Annotated in this window: 17 protein-coding genes; 7 read left to right on the forward strand and 10 right to left on the reverse strand. The window is 72.5% G+C overall.

The genetic code is table 11. From position 1 onward, the window contains the following. Positions 1-65 precede the first annotated feature (65 nt). A complete protein-coding gene (locus ACFYW3_RS16450; protein ID WP_351752449.1) occupies positions 66-557 on the forward strand; it encodes a hypothetical protein in 492 nt (163 codons plus the stop codon). 118 nt (positions 558-675) lie between these two features. On the opposite strand, the gene ACFYW3_RS16455 is transcribed toward ACFYW3_RS16450, so the two are convergent. Both ACFYW3_RS16455 and ACFYW3_RS16460 read right to left on the reverse strand, forming a co-directional pair. Beyond that, complete coding sequence (locus tag ACFYW3_RS16455) at positions 676-1,131, reverse strand: Lrp/AsnC family transcriptional regulator (RefSeq protein WP_007262967.1); 456 nt, start codon at positions 1,129-1,131, stop codon at positions 676-678. 10 nt (positions 1,132-1,141) lie between these two features. Further along, positions 1,142-2,596, reverse strand: a complete 1,455-nt coding sequence (locus ACFYW3_RS16460) for an amino acid permease (protein ID WP_351375130.1) — start codon at positions 2,594-2,596, stop codon at positions 1,142-1,144. 446 nt (positions 2,597-3,042) lie between these two features. Between ACFYW3_RS16460 and ACFYW3_RS16465 the strand changes: the two genes are divergently transcribed. From ACFYW3_RS16465 to ACFYW3_RS16490, 6 genes are all read left to right on the forward strand, one after another. Further along, entirely contained in the window at positions 3,043-4,059 is a 1,017-nt protein-coding gene (locus ACFYW3_RS16465) for a GDSL-type esterase/lipase family protein (protein WP_389386758.1), read from the forward strand. Positions 4,060-4,176: 117 nt separating this feature from the next. Next, positions 4,177-5,175 (forward strand): SCO0930 family lipoprotein, encoded by a 999-nt coding sequence (locus ACFYW3_RS16470; RefSeq protein ID WP_351752539.1) that lies wholly within the window; start codon positions 4,177-4,179, stop codon positions 5,173-5,175. Positions 5,176-5,437: 262 nt separating this feature from the next. Next, the gene (locus tag ACFYW3_RS16475) at positions 5,438-6,295 is read left to right on the forward strand and encodes a response regulator transcription factor (protein ID WP_351752446.1); all 858 of its coding nucleotides are present in this window, start codon (positions 5,438-5,440) and stop codon (positions 6,293-6,295) included. A 154-nt stretch (positions 6,296-6,449) separates the two neighbouring features. Further along, positions 6,450-6,725: a hypothetical protein gene (locus ACFYW3_RS16480; RefSeq protein WP_351752444.1), complete on the forward strand. Its 276-nt coding sequence runs from the start codon at positions 6,450-6,452 to the stop codon at positions 6,723-6,725. A 191-nt stretch (positions 6,726-6,916) separates the two neighbouring features. Next, a complete protein-coding gene (locus tag ACFYW3_RS16485; RefSeq protein ID WP_351752441.1) occupies positions 6,917-8,647 on the forward strand; it encodes a cation acetate symporter in 1,731 nt (576 codons plus the stop codon). After that, entirely contained in the window at positions 8,644-9,906 is a 1,263-nt protein-coding gene (locus ACFYW3_RS16490; protein ID WP_351752438.1) for a histidine kinase, read from the forward strand. Before ACFYW3_RS16485 ends, ACFYW3_RS16490 begins: the two co-directional genes overlap by 4 nt. A gap of 59 nt (positions 9,907-9,965) precedes the next feature. Here ACFYW3_RS16490 and hemC read toward each other — a convergent pair whose 3' ends face one another. The 8 genes from hemC to ACFYW3_RS16530 form a co-directional block, all read right to left on the reverse strand. Next, entirely contained in the window at positions 9,966-10,895 is a 930-nt protein-coding gene (gene hemC / locus ACFYW3_RS16495) for a hydroxymethylbilane synthase (RefSeq protein WP_389386629.1), read from the reverse strand. Positions 10,896-11,185: 290 nt separating this feature from the next. Continuing rightward, complete coding sequence (locus tag ACFYW3_RS16500) at positions 11,186-12,628, reverse strand: GuaB1 family IMP dehydrogenase-related protein (RefSeq protein ID WP_351752433.1); 1,443 nt, start codon at positions 12,626-12,628, stop codon at positions 11,186-11,188. A gap of 145 nt (positions 12,629-12,773) precedes the next feature. Continuing rightward, on the reverse strand, positions 12,774-13,985 hold the full coding sequence (locus tag ACFYW3_RS16505; protein ID WP_389386630.1) for an XdhC family protein: 1,212 nt from the start codon (positions 13,983-13,985) through the stop codon (positions 12,774-12,776). Continuing rightward, positions 13,985-15,274, reverse strand: a complete 1,290-nt coding sequence (locus ACFYW3_RS16510) for a transposase (RefSeq protein ID WP_351752427.1) — start codon at positions 15,272-15,274, stop codon at positions 13,985-13,987. The genes ACFYW3_RS16505 and ACFYW3_RS16510 overlap by 1 nt, the downstream gene beginning before the upstream one ends. Positions 15,275-15,346: 72 nt before the next feature. Further along, the gene (locus tag ACFYW3_RS16515; RefSeq protein WP_351752425.1) at positions 15,347-15,994 is read right to left on the reverse strand and encodes a TMEM175 family protein; all 648 of its coding nucleotides are present in this window, start codon (positions 15,992-15,994) and stop codon (positions 15,347-15,349) included. 82 nt (positions 15,995-16,076) lie between these two features. After that, positions 16,077-16,418, reverse strand: a complete 342-nt coding sequence (locus ACFYW3_RS16520; protein WP_351752422.1) for a nuclear transport factor 2 family protein — start codon at positions 16,416-16,418, stop codon at positions 16,077-16,079. Positions 16,419-16,431: 13 nt separating this feature from the next. Next, positions 16,432-17,925, reverse strand: a complete 1,494-nt coding sequence (locus ACFYW3_RS16525; protein ID WP_351752419.1) for an ATP-binding protein — start codon at positions 17,923-17,925, stop codon at positions 16,432-16,434. Then, positions 17,922-19,178: an MFS transporter gene (locus ACFYW3_RS16530; protein ID WP_351752417.1), complete on the reverse strand. Its 1,257-nt coding sequence runs from the start codon at positions 19,176-19,178 to the stop codon at positions 17,922-17,924. The genes ACFYW3_RS16525 and ACFYW3_RS16530 overlap by 4 nt, the downstream gene beginning before the upstream one ends. Between the last annotated feature and the right edge of the window lie 8 nt (positions 19,179-19,186).

Here is a 19,186-nt window from a genome sequence, read left to right on the forward strand (position 1 = left end):
GCGTGATGGCGCATCGGCCGCGTGACGAGGTTCTGTCGACCGGGGGTCCCACGAGAGGAACACCCATGAAGCGACGCTTTCGTCTGACCGTGCTCACCCCGCTGGCGACCGGCGCCCTCGCCGTCGGTTCCCTGGTGATCTCCTCGGGCGGCGCCGGGGCGGCCGCGCCGGCGGCCACCTGTTCCGTGTCGGCCACCCGGCCCGGCGGAACGGTGTCCGTGTCCGGCAGCGGTTTCGCGCCGGGGCCCGCGGTCCTGTCCTCGCCGACCGCCCAGGGCGGCCGGTTCGAGGTGGGCCCCGACGGCGACTTCACCCTTCCGAAGCGGCAGAACGGCGCCTACACCGTTTCCCAGGGCGGCCGGGACACCAAGTGCGGTGGCGCGGACGAGGCGGACGCGCACGCCCGGGCGGGCGGAGACCCGTACAAGGCCGGTGTCGTCGCCGGGTGGGACGCGGTCAAGGGGAGCTGCGACGCGACCGCGCCGCCGTCGGCGAACCAGCAGTTCTCGGCCGGCTGGAAGAAGGGCGCGGCCGTGGCGCGCGAGGCGTACTGCTGAACACCCCGGCCCGCCGAACACTCCGACCCGCCGATCACCCCGGCCCGCTGAGCGCCCGAGCCGCCGCACGTCCCCGGGACGCCGAAACGCCCCGGTCCGAGGACCGGGGCGTTCGCGGCTACGCGGGTGCGCCGGAGGTGAAGCGGCGCAGCAGCGGGGAGAGGACCAGGACGGATTTGGTGCGTTCCACGAAGGGCTCGCCCGCGATCCGTTCCAGTACGCGTTCGAAGTGCCTCATGTCGGAGGCGAAGACCTGGACGAGGGCGTCCGCGTCACCGGTGACGGTGGACGCGGACACGACCTCGGGGTACCGCTCCAACCCTCGCCGGATGTCGTCCGGCGAGGTGTTGTGGCGACAGTAGATCTCGATGAAGCCCTCGGTCTCCCAGCCCATGGCGGCGGGGTCGACCCGAACGGTGAAGCCGGTGATGGCTCCCTCGGCACGCAGCCGGTCCACGCGCCGTTTGACGGCGGGGGCCGAGAGTCCGACCTCGGAGCCGATGTCCGCGTAGGAACGTCGGGCGTCCTCGGCGAGGGCGTGCACGATGCGTTCGTCGAGATCGTTCAGTCGCACTGCGGGTGGATCACTTCTCTGCTGTGGCCAGTCGGGAGCGGCGAATGCCGTACAGGAAGTAGAACACGAGACCCGCTGCCATCCAGCCACCGAAAACGATCCACGTGACGGTGTCCAGGCTGAACATCATGTAGCCGCAGGCGAGGAAACCGAGGATGGGCGTGATCGGGAAGAGCGCCACCTTGAAGGTGCGCGGCATGTCGGGCTTGGTGCGGCGCAGGATGATGACGGCGACGTTGACCAGGCCGAAGGCGAAGAGGGTGCCGATGCTGGTGGCGTCGGCGAGCTTGCCGAGGGGGATGAAGGACGCGAGGATCCCGCAGAAGAGGGAAACGATCACGACGTTGGCGCGGGGGGCGCCGGTCTTCGGGTTGACCTTGGCGAAGACCTTGGGGACGAGGCCGTCGCGGGACATGGCGAAGAGGATGCGGGTCTGGCCGTAGAGCACGGCGAAGACCACGGAGGCGATGGCGACGACGGCGCCCGCGGCGAGGACGACTCCCCAGAAGGTGTGACCGGAGACGTCGGTCATGATCTGGGCCAGCGCGGCCTCGGTGCCCTCGAAGTCCTGCCACGGCATGGCGCCGACGGCGACGAAGGCGACGAGGACGTAGAGCACGGTGACGATGCCGAGCGAGAGCATGATCGCGCGGGGCAGGTCGCGCTTGGGGTCCTTGGCCTCCTCACCGGCGGTGGAGGCGGCGTCGAAGCCGATGTACGAGAAGAACAGCGTGGAGGCGGCGGCGCTGATGCCGGTGATGCCGAGCGGGGCGAGCGGGGTGTAGTTGCCGGCCTTGATGCCCATGAAGCCGATGCCGATGAAGAGCAGCAGCGTGACGATCTTCACGCCCACCATGATCGAGTTGACCCGGGCGCTCTCCTTGGCGCCACCCATCAGGAAGACCATGGCGAGCAGGACCACGATCAGCGCGGGCAGGTTGATGAAGCCGCCCTCGCCCAGCGGGGCGGATATCGCCTCGGGGATGGTGACGCCGATGGTGCCGTCGAGGAGTTCGTTGAGGTACTCGCCCCAGCCGACGGCGACGGCCGCGACGGAAACGCCGTACTCCAGGACCAGGCACCAGCCACAGACCCAGGCGACGAGCTCGCCCATGGTGGCGTACGAGTAGGAGTACGAGGAGCCGGAGACCGGCACGGATCCGGCCAGCTCCGCGTAGGAGAGCGCGGAGAACAGGGCGGTCAGGCCCGCGATGACGAAGGAGATCGTGACGGCGGGGCCGGCCTTGGGGGCCGCCGTGCCGAGGACGACGAAGATGCCGGTGCCGAGGGTGGCACCGATGCTGATCATCGTCAGCTGCCACATGGTGAGCGAGCGGCGCAGCGAGCCGCCCTCACCCTGGCCGCCCTCGGCGACCAGTTGCTCGACCGGCTTGCGGCGCAGCAAAGGATGGGCAGGCTTGCGGGGCTCTGAGGTGAGCGGTGGCGCCTGGCCGGTTTCGAGCACGAGGGGACTCCTTTGACACTGCGGGTGGGGATTCAGGCATCGACCGCAGCGATCCGGAGCAGGAGCAGGCGGGCAGGAGCCAGCCTGGGCATGGGGGACCGCCGAGCAGGCGGTCCACGCCACTCCACGTACAGCGAGTGAGCCTACGAGCTGAGTGATACCGCCCGTAATGCACCATCCTTGCACATTGGCGCACGATCGTTGCGCGGATCTGTCCTGGATGGTCCTTTGTTGCGCGCGGACGATCGATCACTGCGCGACCCCCCTCCCGACCTCCCCGGCGGCAGTTCCTTGACACTTCGTCAGATCTGCCGCACGGTGCCGCCAGGACGGTGCCGCCGCCCCTCACGGGTGTTCCCGCACGTGACGGGGCAGAAGGCGGTGGTCGACTGCGGGGTCGGCGCGAGGTTTCCGTACCCGACGATCGGAGGCGACGAGTGAGCGTGGTGAGACCGCTGACGGCGGACGACGGGTGGTTGGACCCCGGGCCCTTCCTGCGCGGTGTCGCCTGGCTGGACGAGGGCCGGCCCGTGCGCGCCGACCCGGCGGACACCATGCGGCTGCCCTGGGACACCGGCGAGCGGGCCGCCCTGCCCATCGGGGTGCGGTTGGAGTTCACCACCGAGTCGGCGCACGCGCTGGAGATCCGCTACCGGGCGACCGTGCCCGGTCCCACCGACGCGCTGCGCGACCTCGCGCACGGCTTCGCGCTGTGGAACCGGCACGGCATGCTCACCGAGGTCTTCACCGAGCCGGCCGCGGAGGCCGTCGTACGCGTCGGGATCACCGGCGGGCGCGGACCCTTCACCGTCCATCCGCCCGAGGCCCAGTCCCCCGTGATCCTCGGGGTGCGCGGGATCGGCGGCACGATCGCCCCCGCCCCGAAGGCCCCGCGCTGGGTGGTGCACGGCGACTCGATCACCGAGGGCTGGTGGTCCACCCGCCCCGCGCACGGCTGGCCCGCCGTCGCCGGCCGGTCGCTGGGCTGGGACACCGTCAACCTCGGCTACGCGGGCGCCGCGTGCGGGGAACTCGCCACCGCCGAACAGCTCGCGGGGCTTCCCGCCGACGTGCTCACCCTGGCCTTCGGCACCAACTGCTGGTCCCCCCGGGCGCCCTTCACCCCGGCGATGCTGTACGAGACCACGCGCGCCTTCCTCGACCTGGTCCGGCAGGGCCACCCGAGCACCCCGCTGCTGCTCCTGTCCCCCGTACTGCGCCCCGACGCCGAGCGCACGCCGAACAGGCTGGGCGCCACCCTGGGCGCCCTGCGCGAAGCGATGGAGCGCGCCACCCGCGACCGGATGGCCGCCGGGGACGGCCGGTTGGCGCTGCTGCCCGGGCGGGACCTGCTGGGGCCCGAGCACCTCGCGGACGGACTGCACCCCCATGACGACGGACACCAGGTTCTCGGCCTCGCTGTGTGCACGGCTCTGCGGCGGGCCGGGTTCGACGCGGGCTAGGTGAAAGACGACACACCTCTCGCACTGAACGGTTCGCTCCCCCGACGACGTGTCCTGCACAAGTTGCCGACAATCCGGCGACGGACTCGGCAGTCATCACACGTGGGAGAGATCAAGATGGGCTTCAAGCGCGGAACCACCCTGGCCGTCGTCGCAGTCGCAGTCGCCCTTTCGGCCACGGCCTGCGGCGGAGCCGACAAGGCCGGCGGCAACACCCAGCCGGCCGGGGCCGTGGCTCCCGCGGCCGACCCCTACGGCGCCGGCGCGGACCCCTACGGCGCCGGCGCGAACCCCGCGGGCGCCGCCGAGGCCAAGCCCGCCGGCCAACTGACCATCGCCGAGAACGACAAGCTCGGCTCCGTGCTCACCGACAGCGCCGGGTTCACCCTGTACCGCTTCGACAAGGACACCCCGAAGCCGCCGAAGTCGAACTGCGAGGGTGCCTGCGCGAACACGTGGCCGATCGTCCCCGCCGGGGACGTCACCGCCGCCGCCGGTGTGGATCCGGCGCTGCTGGGCGAGGTGGAGCGCGCCGACGGAAACAAGCAACTGACGGTGGCGGGCTGGCCGATGTACCGGTACAGCAAGGACACCAAGGCCGGCGAAACCAACGGCCAGGGCGTCGGCGGCACCTGGTTCGCCTCCGCCCCCGACGGCAAGAAGGCGGCCAAGGGGGCCGCGGCGGCACCCGCCCCCGCCGCTCCGGAAGGCGCGGGGGCGGCACCCGCCGCTCCGGAGGGCGCGGGCCAGGCGTCCGGCGCGCTGACCGTCGCCAACGACCCGAAGCTCGGCGAGCACATCGTCGACGGCAACGGCATGACCGTCTACCGGTTCAAGAAGGACAGCGCCTGGCCCATGAAGTCCAACTGCGAGGGCGCCTGCGCGGAGAAGTGGCCGGCGGTCGCCCCGGTGGACAAGGCCAACGCCAAGGGCATCATCCAGAAGGGCTACACGGTCCTGAACCGCCCCGACGGCAAGAAGCAGCAGTCGATCGACTGCTGGCCCATCTACACCTTCAGCGGTGACAAGAAGGCCGGCGACACCAACGGCCAGGGCGTCGGCGGCACCTGGTACGCCGTCTCCCCCGAGGGCAAGCTCATCACCACCGCCAAGTAGGCACCACGGACCATCCTGAACGCGCGACCCCCGCCCCCTCCCCCCGGCGGGGGTCGCGCCCCGTTCCGCCCCGGCGCAGCGGAACCCGAGGGCTGTCCCGCGATCCCCGGTGGATCGGCGCACGGCATCGGACGCGGTGCGTCGCACGGCGGAGGGACGTCCTCACACCGGGCGCATTCGGGCGTCCCGGCAACGCGGCCAGGTGCCGCGGCCGGCGTCGTGCGCCCGCCAGGGATCGCGGGACGGCCCTAGACTCGGCCCCATGCTGCGCGCACTGGCCGTCGACGACGAGAGACCCCTGCTGGAGGAACTCCTCTACCTGCTGCGTTCCGACCCGAGGGTGCACAGCGCCGAGGGCGCCTCGGACGCCACCGAGGCACTGCGCCGGATCACGCGGGCGCTGGAGAGCGGCCCGGACGGCCCCGACGGCATCGACGTGGTCTTCCTCGACATCCACATGCCCGGGCTGACCGGGCTGGACATCGCCCGGCTGCTCGCCGGGTTCGCGCACCCGCCGCTGATCGTGTTCGTCACCGCCCACGAGGGGTTCGCCGTCCAGGCCTTCGACCTCAAGGCCGTCGACTACGTGCTGAAGCCGGTGCGTCCCGAGCGGCTGGCCGAGGCCGTCCGCCGGGTCGGCGCCCAACTCGGCCGGGCGCAGGAGCCGCCGGCGGCGGACCCCCCGACCCCCGCGACCGGGACGGACGGCGCCGCGCCGCCGGCGGCACCGGGGGCGGCACCTGGGGCGGGCCGCACACCGCCGGAGGTCGTCGTGGCCGACCGCGCGCCGGACCAGATCGCCGTCGAACTGGGCGGGGTCACCCGCTTCGTGGCCATCGCCGACATCGCCCACGTGGAGGCCCAGGGCGACTACGCCCGCCTGCACACCGACGAGGGCAGCCACCTGGTACGGATCCCGCTGTCCACGCTGGAGGAACGCTGGGCGGCCCGCGGCTTCGTCCGGATCCACCGCCGGCACCTGGTGGCGCTGCGCCGGATCGACGAACTGCGCCTGGACGGCGGCGCCACGACCGTCCGGGTCGGCTCGGCGGAACTCCAGGTCAGCCGCCGCCACGCCCGCGAACTCCGCGAACTCCTGATGCGCCAGGCCACCGGCTGACCTCCGGACCGCCGACCGTCCGGCGCGCCGTTCATCGCGCCGGGGCGGGCGTACGGCGACTCCCGGGGCCCGTCGGTCGCACCGGTCGCCCGGGCGGCCCCCGCGCCGGCGGGCCGCGCGTATCGTGGATCTTCCGGCGTGGGAGGAGCAGCGATTGTCCGAGATCGAGGCGCTGTTGGACACGCTGACCGGACTGCCCCGGACCCGGCCGGCCGGCCCGGCCGAGGCCGAGGCCCTGCTGGCCCGGTTGCGCAGCGCGGCCGCCCGCTGGGCCGACCTGCTGTACGAGGCCCACGACGGCACCCGCCGGCAGTTGCCGCCGCGCGCGGAGGCCGCCCTGATGCAGGCCTTCCGTCGCGCGGAGGAGTCGTACGTGGAGTTGGAGATCGCCCTGCGCGACTGTGCGGACCACCGCGACACGGCGCGCTGAAGCCCCGCCCGGCGCATCCCGGCCCGCGGCGCCCGGTGCACCCCGGCCCGCGCCGCGCGGGGAGGGCGCCGGTGCGGCGGTGCGCGGCCCTCGCGGAGGTGCCGGAACGCACCTGTTCTCCGGTGCGCGGCGCTGCATAGACTCCGACGGTCCCCGCTCCCCACCGCATCTCCCCGTCGAAGGACCGCCCGGTGAACCAGACGTACGCGCTGACCGCGGTCACCGTCGTCGTCCTGGTCACGGTGCTCGTCGGCGCGTTGGGCCTGCGGATATCCCGGACCACCTCCGATTTCTACGTCGCCTCGCGCACCGTGGGTCCGCGCCTGAACGCGGCTGCCATCAGCGGGGAGTACCTCTCCGCCGCCTCGTTCCTCGGCATAGCGGGGCTGGTGTTGCTCCAGGGGCCGGAGATGCTCTGGTATCCGGTCGGCTACACGGCCGGGTACCTGGTGTTGCTCGTACTGGTGGCGGCCCCGTTGCGACGCTCGGGCGCGTACACCCTGCCGGACTTCGCCGAGGCCCGGTTGGAGTCGCAGGCGGTGCGGCGGATCGCCGTGCTGTTCGTCGTCGGGGTCGGCTGGCTCTACCTGCTGCCCCAGTTGCAGGGCGCCGGGCTGACGTTGGAGATCCTCACCGGGGCTCCGACCTGGGTCGGCGGGCTGGTCGTGGCCGGCGTGGTGACGGCGGCGGTGGGGGCCGGCGGGATGCGCAGCATCACCTTCGTCCAGGCGTTCCAGTACTGGCTCAAGCTCACCGCCCTGCTGGTGCCGGCCTTCTTCCTGATCGCGGCCTGGGCCGGGGACGGGAGCCCGCGCGCGGGCTTCGACGCCCCGGCGGTCTTCCGCGAGCACACCGCCGTGACGGTGGGCGAGGACCTGCGGATCGCGTTGGACGAGCCGTTGGCCGTGACGGTGACCGGGCGGGTGGATGGGCGTGCCGTCGAGGGCGAGTCGCTGGTCCTGGCCACCGGGCAGCACTCGGTACGGGCCGGCACCCGTCTGGAGTTCGCACCGGACAGCCGGGTACCCGACGCCCGCGCGGAGTCGGGCCCGGGTCCGAGCAGTTGGTCGGAGCCGCTGTCCGGGGAGCGGCGGGGACGGCAGTTGTACGCCACGTACGGGCTGATCCTGGCGACCTTCCTCGGCACGATGGGCCTGCCGCACGTCGCGGTGCGCTTCTACACGAGCCCCGACGGGCGGACCGCCCGGCGCACCACCCTGGTGGTGCTGGGGCTGGTCGGGGTCTTCTACCTGCTGCCGCCGGTCTACGGGACGCTGGGCCGGATCTACACGCCCGAACTGGCGCTGACCGGCGACGCCGACGCCGCGGTGCTGGTGCTGCCGGGGCGGATGGTGGGCGGGCTGCTCGGCGAGCTGTTGGGGGCGTTGTTGGCCGGGGGCGCGTTCGCGGCGTTCCTGTCGACGGCCTCGGGACTGACCATGGCGGTGGCCGGGGTGCTGCACCAGGACGTGCTGCCCCGGCGCGGGGTGCGCAGCTTCCGGTTCGCGGTGGTGGTCGCGATGCTGGTGCCGCTGGTGGGCGCGGTGGCGGCGACGGCGGTACCGGTGGCGGACGCGGTGGGCCTGGCCTTCGCGGTGTCCGCGTCCTCGTTCTGCCCGCTGTTGGTGCTGGGCATCTGGTGGCGCGGGCTGACCCCGCCGGGGGCGGTCGCAGGGCTGGTCACCGGGGGCGGGGCGGCGCTGGGCGCGGTGGTGGCGACCCGCTGCGGGTTGGCGGCGCCGGGCTGGGCGCACACCCTGCTGGCCTGGCCGGCGGTGTGGTCGGTGCCGCTGGGCTTCCTGACGATGGTGGCGGTGTCGCTGGGTACGAGGTCCCGGATCCCGGCGGGGACCGCGGCGACGCTGGCCCGGCTGCACCTGCCGGAGGACGTGGCCGGGCACCGGGCGGGGGACGCTCGGTGACGGGCACCCTGGGCGCGGTGGGGCTCGCGGCGCCGGCCCTGGCGGGCGCGGCGCTGTTGCTGGCGTCGGGGTGGGCCGGGGGGCGCTGGCAGGCGCGGCGCGGCGACCGGGCGTCGGGGCTCGACCTCGGCACTCCCGTCGAGCGGGCCACCTTCCACACCCTGCACACGGCTTCGCTGGCCGCTCCCCCGCTGCGGGCCGGCTTGACCGAGGACGCCGCCCGCAAGGCCGCCAGGCGGCTGCGGTCGCTGCTCGGCACGGAGGCGCTGTGCCTCACCGACCGGGAGTCGGTGTTGGCCTGGGACGGGCCGGGCGCCGACCACCACGAACGGCGGGCGATGGCCCGGGTGACGGAGATGCTGGAGTCGGGGCGGAGCGTGAGCCTGCGCACCGACTGCCGGCGGCCGGATTGTCCTCTGAAGTGGGCGGTGTTCGCTCCGCTGACCGGTGAGGACGGGATGTCGGGCGCGCTCGTCGCGTACGGCTCGCGGGAGTCCGCGGTGCTGGTGCGGGCCGCGACGGAGGTCGCGCGCTGGGTCTCCGTCCAACTGGAGCTGTCGGAGCTGGACCGGTCGCGCACCCGGCTCATGGAGGCGGAGATCAAGGCGTTGCGGGCCCAGATCTCCCCGCACTTCATCTTCAACTCCCTCGCCGCGATCGCCTCGTTCGTGCGGACCGATCCGGAGCGCGCGCGGGACCTGCTGCTGGAGTTCGCGGACTTCACCCGCTACTCCTTCCGTCGGCACGGCGACTTCACCACGCTGGCCGAGGAGTTGCGTTCCATCGAGCAGTATCTTGCCCTGGCGGGTGCCCGGTTCGGCGACCGGTTGAAGGTGACGCTGCGGGTCGCTCCCGAGGTGCTGCCGGTGGCCCTGCCCTTCCTGTGTCTGCAGCCGCTGGTGGAGAACGCGGTCAAGCACGGGCTGGAGGACTCCACCGAGGAGTGTCGGATCACCATCGCGGCCCGGGACGAGGGTTCGGAGGCCGTGCTGACCATCGAGGACAACGGGGTCGGGATGGATCCGGCGCTGCTGCGGCGGATCCTGGCCGGGGAGCGGACAGGCTCCTCCTCGGGCGTCGGCCTGCCGAACGTCGACGAGCGGATGCGGCAGGTGTACGGGGACGAGTACGGGCTCGTCATCGAGACGGGCGTGGGCGCCGGGATGAAGATCACCGTGCGGATCCCCAAGTACCGGGCGGGTGTGCACTCGTCGACTCCCGGCGAACCCGGTCCGCCGCCGGGCCGGAACCGGCACTGACCGGGTCCCGGCGGCACTGACCGGGTCCCGGCGGCTCCGGCCGGTGCGCGGCGCGACCGTCAGAGGGCGGCGCGTACCGCGTCGAGGATCTCCCGGGCGCCCTCGTCGATCAGTTCTCCGGCCAGGGCGGCGCCGATCTTCTCCGGCGCGTCCGCGGGTCCGGTGAGGGTTCCCGACACCCTGCGGCGGCCGTCGAGGGAGGTGACCTGGGCGTGGAGGGTGAGGGTGCCGTCGGGTGCGGTGCGCGCGTGGGCTCCCACGGGGACGCTGCACCCGCCGTGCAGTTCCGCGAGGAGGGCGCGCTCCGCGCGCACCTGGGCCTCGGTGTCGGGGTCGCCGACGAGGGAGAGGATCTCGCGCAACGCCTCGGACTCCGCGCGGACCTGGATGCCGAGCGCGCCTTGTCCGGGCGACGGGGGGAAGTTCCCGAGCGGGAGGAACTCCCCCACGGCGTCGGCCAGTCCGAGCCGGTGCAGACCGGCGGCGGCGAGGACCACCGCGTCGAGCCCCTCCGTCTGGATCTTGCGGAGCCTCGGCGGCACGTTCCCCCGGATGGGCACCACGTCGAGGTCGGGTCGGACGGCGAGGAGCTGGGCCTTGCGCCGGGCTGACCCGGTGCCCACCCGGGCTCCCTCGCGCAGTCCGGCGAGCGTGGATCCGCAGAGCGCGTCGCGCACGTCCTCGCGGACCGGCGGCGCGAGCAGTGTCAGGCCGGCCGGGTTCTCGGTGGGCAGGTCCTTGAGCGAGTGCACGACGACGTCCACGTCGCCGCGGACGAGCGCCGCCTCCTGTTCGCTGCTGAACGCCGAGCCGCCGCTGACGGCGGAGACGCTCGACAGGAGCGAACGACGGTCCCGGTCCCCGCCTTCGAGGATCACCCGGTGGGTGAACGCCACGTCGGGGAACCGTTCGCGCAGCGGGGCGAGGAACTCGCGGACCTGGGTCCGGGCCAGATTGCTCGCGCGCGAGCCGACGAGATACGTGGTCACAGAAGAGCCTCTCGGATCCTGACGGGGTGTCACCAGGCTACGAGGGGCGGGACGGTGGTGATGCAGACAGCGGGTCGGGAAGGCCGCACGGCCTCCCGCCGCCCCCGCCCACGCGGACACCCGCCGCCCCCGCCCACGCGGACACCTGCCGCCCCCGCCCGCACGGACACCCGCCGCCCCCGCCCGCACGGACTCCCGCGTCCCCGAGCGACAGGGACGCCCGCGGCCCCGGGCCACCCGGAAGGGGCGGGCCCGGGGCCGCGGAAAGGACGCGCCGGTCGGGCGCCGGCCTAGCTCCAGCTGGCGTGCAGCGGCTTGCCCTCGGCGTAGCCGGCGGCGGACTGGATGCCGACCACGGCCTTCTCCTCGAACTCCGCGAGGGAGCCCGCGCCCGCGTAGGTGCACGAGGAGCGGACGCCCGCGATGATCGAGTCGATCAGGTCCTCGACGCCCGGACGGGTCGGGTCGAGGAACATCCGCGAGGTGGAGATGCCCTCTTCGAAGAGCGCCTTGCGGGCCCGGTCGTAGGCCGACTCCTCGGAGGTCCGGTTGCGCACGGCGCGGGCCGAGGCCATGCCGAAGGACTCCTTGTAGAAGCGACCGTCGGCGGACTGCTGGAGGTCGCCCGGGGACTCGTACGTCCCGGCGAACCAGGAACCGATCATGACGTTCGAAGCGCCGGCGGCCAGGGCCATCGCCACGTCGCGCGGGTGGCGGACGCCGCCGTCGGCCCAGACGTGCTTGCCGTGCTTCCTGGCCTCGGCCGCGCACTCCATCACCGCGGAGAACTGCGGGCGGCCCACGCCGGTCATCATGCGGGTGGTGCACATGGCGCCGGGGCCCACACCGACCTTGATGATGTCCGCGCCGGCCTCGATGAGGTCCTTGACGCCCTCGGCGGCGACGATGTTGCCCGCCACGATCGGGACCTGCGGGTCCAGGGCCCGGACGGCCTTGATCGCGTTGATCATCGACTCCTGGTGGCCGTGGGCCGTGTCGATCACGATCGTGTCGACGCCCGCGTCGAGGAGCTGCTTGGCCTTGGCCGCGAAGTCGCCGTTGATGCCGACGGCGGCCGCGATGCGCAGCTTGCCGCGGGCGTCGGTGGCGGGGGTGTACAGGGTCGCGCGCAGGGCGCCCTTGCGGGTCAGGATCCCGACGAGCCTGCCGTTCTCGTCGACGGCCGGGGCCAGCTTGCGGTGGCCGGCGTCGAGCTTGTTGAAGGCCTCGCGCGGGTCGATGTCGGCGTCGATGAGCAGCAGCTCCTTCGACATGACCTCGGAGAGCTGGGTGAAGCGGTCCACGCCGGTGAGGTCGTGGTCGGTGACGACGCCGATCGGGCGGTTGTCGGCGTCGACGACGATACCGGCGCCGTGGGCCCGCTTGGGGAGCAGGGACAGCGCGTCGGCGACGGTCTGGGTGGGCGCCAGGGTGATCGGGGTGTCGAGCACGTGGTGGCGGGTCTTCACCCAGGAGATGACGTCGGTGACGACGTCGATGGGGATGTCCTGCGGGATGACGACGATGCCTCCGCGGCGGGCGACGGTCTCGGCCATCCGGCGTCCCGCGATGGCGGTCATGTTCGCCACGACGAGCGGAATGGTGGTGCCGGTGCCGTCGGGCGAGGACAGGTCCACGGCCTGGCGGGAGCCGACCGCGGAGCGGCTCGGCACCATGAACACATCGTCGTACGTCAGGTCGTACGGCGGCTTCAGGTCATTGAGGAAACGCACGTGCTGAACATCCCAGTCGTTCGGAGGAGCCCGTCATGCCCGGGCGGGGCAGCCGAGGAAACGCACGTACTTCATTCTCCCATGTCCCGCTGTTCGTGCCGCCCGGGTCGATCGTCCAGGACATACCGGGCCGGGTGGTTCTTTCCTACGGGACGTTGGTCCCGAACCGGACGGGCCGGGGCGGCCGGGCGGGGGCCTCGGGGCCCGCGATCGGGGGCGGCCGGCGGTCCGCCGGGCGCCGGTGGACGGGCCCTCGGCGCTCGGCGAGCGGGAACAGCGATCCGCCGTGCCGGACCGCCGTGAACTCGGCGGCGATGGCCAGGGCGGTCTCCTCGGGTGTTCCCCCGCCGAGGTCGAGGCCGATCGGTGAGCGCAGTCGGGCCAGCGCGGCCTCCGTCACCCCCTCCTCCCGCAGGCGTCCGGCCCGTTCGGTGTGGGTGCGCCGGGAACCCATGGCTCCCACGTACGCCAGGGGCAGCCCGAGGGCCAGGGCGAGCAGCGGAACGTCGAACTTGGCGTCGTGGGTCAGTACGCAGACCGCCGTACGGGCGTCCAGGCGCCCCGCCTCCCATTCCGCGGCGAGGTGCCGGTGCGGCCAGTCGACGATCACCTCGTCGGCGTCCGGGAAGCGGGCCCGCGTGGTGAAGACGGGCCGGGCGTCGCAGACGGTGACCCGGTGTCCGAGGAAGGCGCCGATCCGCGCCAGGGCGGCGGCGAAGTCGATGGCCCCGTAGACGATCAGCCGGGGTCGTTCGGCGGCCGATTCGACGAGCAGGGTCAGCGGAGCTCCGCACAGCCCGCCGGCCGTCCCGAGCTCCGCGGTGCCGGTCCGCCCGGCCAGCAGGAGGGCCCGGACCCGCCGCGCGGCGCTCGCGTCGAGGGCCGGGGCGCCGCCGAGGCAGCCCTCGTACGAGCCGTCGGCGTGGACGGCCAGCGCACGACCGACCTGTTCGGGCGGCCCGGACACCACCCGGGCCAGCGCGGCTCTCGCCCCTCCGACGGCGGCGTCGAGGACCGTGCGCAGGACGGGTCGCACGGGGTCCTGCCCGCGTACCGGGGTGATGAGCACGTCCAGGACTCCGCCGCAGGTCAGGCCGATCGCGAAGGCGTCGTCGTCGCTGTAGCCGAAGCGGTGCACACCGCCTTCGCCGGAGGTGATCGCGTCGAGGCACAGTGCGTGCACGGCGGATTCCACGCAGCCGCCGGAGAGGGAGCCGAGGGCGGTGCCGGCGGCGTCCACGGCCAGTGAGGCGCCCGGTCCGCGCGGCGCGCTCCCGCTGACGGCGACCACGGTGGCCAGGGCGAACTCCCGCCGCTCGGCACACCACGCGCGTAGTTCCGCGGCGATGTCGAGCATCAGCGGATGTACTCGCGTCGTGTGGTCTGCCCGGGGATGAGGGGGCGCGGCGGCAGTACGGCGGGGGGCCTGTCGGGGGTTCTCGTCGGCCCCGGGTAGGGCAGGGGGGTGTGCGGTTCGAGGGCCCGGCCGGTGGCGCAGCCGAGCAGTTGTGCGGCGTGGGCGACGCTCGCGAGGGTGGCGTGGTGGTGCCAGCCCCGGAAGGAGCGGCCCTCGAAGTCGCGGATGCCGACGGGTTCGCAGGTCTCGGCGAAGTCCAGGGAGACCCGGTCGGTGAGTTTGGCGAGCAGGAAGAGCTGGGCGAGCGGCCGGTCCCCGATGTTCGTGATCCAGAACTCGGACGGCAGCAGGGCCGCTTCCGTCCAGGCGCCCACGAGCAGCAGTGGGGTGGGTGGGGCCGGCGGCGGCCGGTCCTCGCCGAAGCCGGCGAGGATGGCGGCGGAGGTCAGCAGGGTCACCGCGCCCTCGGTGCGGCCGTGCCGGGTCCATTCCACGACGCGCCGTTGGGAGCGCAGCGAGTCGATGAGTTCGCGGGCGGGCGCGGTGTGCGGTCCGGGTTTGTGGCGGCCCGCGCCGCCGAAGGAGACGGGCAGTGACCCGTCGACCTTGAAGACGAACGGGATGTCCTGGAGGGCGAAGGATTCCACGCAGTAGGGCAGTTCGGCGTTGGACACCTCCATCACCACGGGTCTCCGCTGGAGTTGCCAGGTGGCGGCCATGCGCTGGACGGCGTGTACGGCGTCCTGTGCGGGGGTGAGCGAGCGGGCGGTGTCCGGGATGCCGGCCCGTGTGCGGCGCAGGAGTTCACTGGTCCAGGGCCCGGGGAGGGTGAGGGTCCATTCGACCGGGAAGCTGGCTTCGCTGGAGGCGAGCCAGATCCCGCCGGCCTGCTGACAGTTGGCGGTGCGGCCCAGTTGGGGGACGAACTGCCGGCCGACGCCCACGGAGGCGTCGCCGGCCTTCTCGATGACCATGGGCTGGACCACCCAGGCCAGGGGGCGCTGGGCGGTCCGCTCGAGGTGCTGTGCGAGGGACCGTCTGACGGGGGTCCAGTCCCACGGTGATTTGCTGATGAACTGCTGGAGGCTCTGCTCGACGGAACTGGCCCCGGTTCCGGCGATGTTACGGATCGTTTTCTTCCCGGTGGTACGCACCAGTCCATTGAGATAAACGCGGGCCCAGTTTCGCTGGTCCCGCCGGGGTAATGACTCGAAGAAGAGCGAGATCAGTACGTCGATCAAATCGGAGATTTCCTTCGTGGAATCCTCCGGCAGGACTACGCGAGCCATCTGGGCCTCCCCCGCGACCAGCTAGATCCAATACCCTACTTGACCGCGAAGAACGGCCGTAGGCCGAGACGGCTACTTCCTGAGGTCGCCGGCGGTTTCGAGCCGCTCTTCCTCCACCACGAGCGGGATGGGGATCTGGTTCGCCGCGTAGTAGAGCGCGATCAGGAAGTGTGCGACAAGAGTGAGTGGTGCGGAGAAGAACGACAAGAGCACCGTGAGGGGATACGCGATCGCGCCGAGGCCGAACCGCATCCGGGTCGCTCGCGCGCCCTGCTTGTCCACGCGTTCGTGGAAGAGGTGGCCGACCCGTGTGACATACCACCAGAAGGCCAGGAAGGCCAAGGCATAGAGCACGGTGATGGAACTGTAGAGAACGGCGGCGGCGTTGGCCGAGCCGCCTTCCTCGACGAGGTGTTCGGCGAGGACGGTGGTGGTGTAGGGGATGACCGACACCACCATCAGCACCAGGAGGTTCAGGAACAACAGCGGCCGGTCGACGCGCTTGAGGTGACTGAAGATCGTGTGGTGGTTGACCCACATGACGCCGATGATCAGGAAACTCACCACGTATGCGGCGTAGTGCGGCCATTGTTCCCCGACACCGTGCCAGAAGTCGCTTCCGGTTTCCTCCGGAACCTTTAATTCCAGAACAAGGATCGTGATGACGATGGCGAATACGCCGTCACTGAATGCCTCGACCCGCGCGGTTTCGCGTTCCATGACCTCCCCTTTGCCAATCGGTCGAACATGCGGAGAGGGCGCCGTCGCGCCCTCCCCGCACACGCTACCCAGAGATTCGGGTTCAGCCGCCGAATCCGGCGCTCTGGCGCCAGATCCGGCCATCGCGGACCACGAGTGTCCCGAACGCGTGCTCCGGTTCGCCGTCGAGGTTCATGATCGCCCGGTAGAAGATGGTGTCCTCGGTCTCGATGTAGTCCTGGAGCTCGACCAGGGTGGGCTTGAGGGTGAGGTAGCCGGTGAGCGCCTCCCGAACGGCCTCGATGCCCACCGCGGTCGCCTCGAAGCGCAACAGGACCGCGTCGTCGGTGTAGTTCTTCATCACCGCTTCGATGTCCAGGGCGGCCAGCGCCTCCATCTGGCGGACGAAGACCGGGTGCAGTGTGGCGATGTCGTACTTGGGCATGTTCGACTCCGTTTCAACTGGTGTGGTTCCGCTCGGCGGTTGATGCCGGCGGCGTGGCGAGCGGCAGCCGGACGACCATCCGGGTCTCGCCGACGCGGGAGCGGGTCGCGATCGACCCGTGGTGGCGCTGGGTCACGATCCGGTAGCTGAGGTGCAGCCCCAGGCCCGTGCCCTTGCCCACGTCCTTGGTGGTGTAGAAGGGTTCGAAGATCCGCGGCAGGACGTCCTCGGGGATGCCCCGGCCGGTGTCGACGATCTCCACGACCATGCAGACGCCCTCGGCGAAGGCGCGCAGCGTGAGCGTGCCGGCGCCGCCCATGGCCTCGGCGGCGTTGTCGACCAGGTTGGTCCACACCTGGTTCAACTCTCCTGGATAGCCCGTCAGTTCGGGCAGGTTCTCGTCGTACGCGCGCACGATGGTGATGCCGGTGAGTTTGGCGCGCAGCACGACCAGCGTGTTCTCCAGTCCCTCGGTCACCGCGAAGCGCTGCTCGGGGGCCCGGTCGAGATTGGCGTAATCGCGGGTGGCCGCCACGAGTTGGGAGATCCGCGGGCCGGCCGCCCGCAGCTCGGCGGCCAGCGACCGGATCTCCAGCAGCGCCGCCAGATGGTCCAGGGCGGCGGGCAGGGCGGCCTCGCCGATCCCCTCCAGCCGTGACCACAGCCAGGCTCGTCCCACGCCGAGGTCGGAGACCACCGCCCCGAGCAGGCCCGGCCGTTCGGCGCCGGCGTCCTCGGCCCGGTCGGCGATCTCCTCCTCGTCGTCGGCCTGGGCCAGGGGGTCGCTGGTCTCCGGCGGCGGCAGTTTGTCCAGCTCCTCGGCCAGTCGGTCGAGTACGGCGCGCTCGGCCCCGCCGGCGGCCGCGCCCCAGGCATGGGCGGTGAGGGTCAGCCGTTCCAGTGCGGGGGCCAGCTCCTGCGCGGCCCGGGCCACGGCGGCGGCCGGGTTGTTCAGTTCGTGCGCGAGTCCCGCGGCGAGGGTGCCGAGCGCCTCCACCGTGGCCCGTTTGCGGGCCTGCACCTCGGAGGACTTGATCCGCCAGGCCAGCACGGGGATGAGTACGGCGGCCACCCCGTGGCAGCGGGTCAGCATCTCGAAGAAGACCGCCTTCGGGTAGCCGACGACGGTGGTAGCCGGTCCGCTCGCGGCGGCGGTCGCCACGTACGAGCCGTCCGTCAGCAGTGGCAGCTCCCCGGTGAACCGGTGCGCGGCGGTGGGCTTGCCGTCGTGTTCCTCGGCGGCCGCGCTCTCCTCCTCGGTGGAGTGTCGGGTGAGGACCTCCTCCCGCCCGTCGACCACCTTGGTGACGACCAGCCCGCCGGCGAGCAGGACGTGGAAGCACGTGGCCTCGTCGCCGTCGCGGAAGAGGACCTGACCGTCGGCGAGGACCCGGGGTTCGGAGACGGACACCAGCCAGTCGAGCTGCTCCCCGGTGAGCCCTTCGAAGATCTCCAGTTCGCGCAGGGCCGATCGCAGTTCCGCGGTGTTCCACGGTCCGGTGTTCACGGTGTGCTCCCCTCGGCCCTGACGCGGGCGGACAGCCGCAGGGTGACGATCAGGGCCAGGGCGCACACCCCGGCGACGGCGGCCATGAAACCGACCGAGGTGCGGTGCAGTCCGTGGATGTTGGTCAGCATTCCGGCGAGGACCGCCGGAACGCTCATGGCGAGGTACGCGAAGACGTAGACGGCGGCGGTCAGTTCGCCCCGGTGGGCGGGGTCCGCGAGGGCGCTGAGCGCCCGGAAGGAGCCGAGGAAGGCCGCACCCCAGCCGCAGCCGAGAACGGCCGTGGCGACGAGGAACACCGGCGCCGAGCCGAGACCCAGCGCCAGCAGGACCAGGGCCAGTCCGGCGAGGAGTCCGCACAGTCCCAGTACGGCGGTCCGCAGGGCCTCGGTGCGGCCGAGGAGCAGTTGGGCGCCGGTGGCGGCGCCCGCGAGCAGGGCCACGGTGGCGCCGCCGACGAGGTAGTTGGTGCTCCGGAGCAGGGACAGGGCCAGGTGCGGCCCGAGCGAGAGGTAGAAGCCGCCGACCGACCAGACGGCCACGATGGTCAGCACGAGCACGGCGAACCGGCCCCGGGAGGCGGCCGGCACCCGGATCCGGTGCGGGACCACGCGGAACCGCCCACCGGCCCCGGGAGCGCTCTCACGCATCCGGACCACTCCCGCCAGCGTGACGGCGAAGGCGCCGATCAGCAGGAGGTAGCTCAGCACGGTCGGGGCGGGCGCGTACTGGACGAGCAGCCCGGCCCCGAGCCCGCCGAGCCCGATGCCCACGGTCGGTCCCGCGCTGTTGACCTGGGCGCCGAGTGCCGGCCGTGAGCGCGGGGTCAGTTCCAGCAGGGCGGCGCCCATGGCGCCGGTGGCCAGGCCCACGGCCAGGCCCTGTACGGCGCGGGCGGCGAGCAGCAGCGCCAGTCCCCGGGCCCCGGCGAACAGGGCCATGGAGACGATCGCCAGGACCAGCGCGGCGCCGAGCACGGGGCGCCGTCCGAGGGTGTCGGACAGCGACCCGAACAGCAGGAGTCCGCCGAGCACGGTGACGGCGTACAGGGCGAAGACCACCGTGATGGTGCCGGACGACAGGCCCCACCGCTGCTGGTAGAGCACGTAGAGGGCGGAGGGCACGGAGGAGGAGAGCATCAGCAGGACGAGGATCGCGCCCACCACGCGGAAGCCGGAGCCCGCGGTCGCTCGGGCGGGCGGGCCGGTCGGCTGCACGATGTCCCCCGCGGTCGTCTCGGTCGGTTCGGCCACTGCGTCAA

Origin of the sequence: Streptomyces sp. NPDC002602, from assembly GCF_042889445.1 — a bacterium.
Taxonomy (GTDB): Bacteria; Actinomycetota; Actinomycetes; order Streptomycetales; family Streptomycetaceae; genus Streptomyces.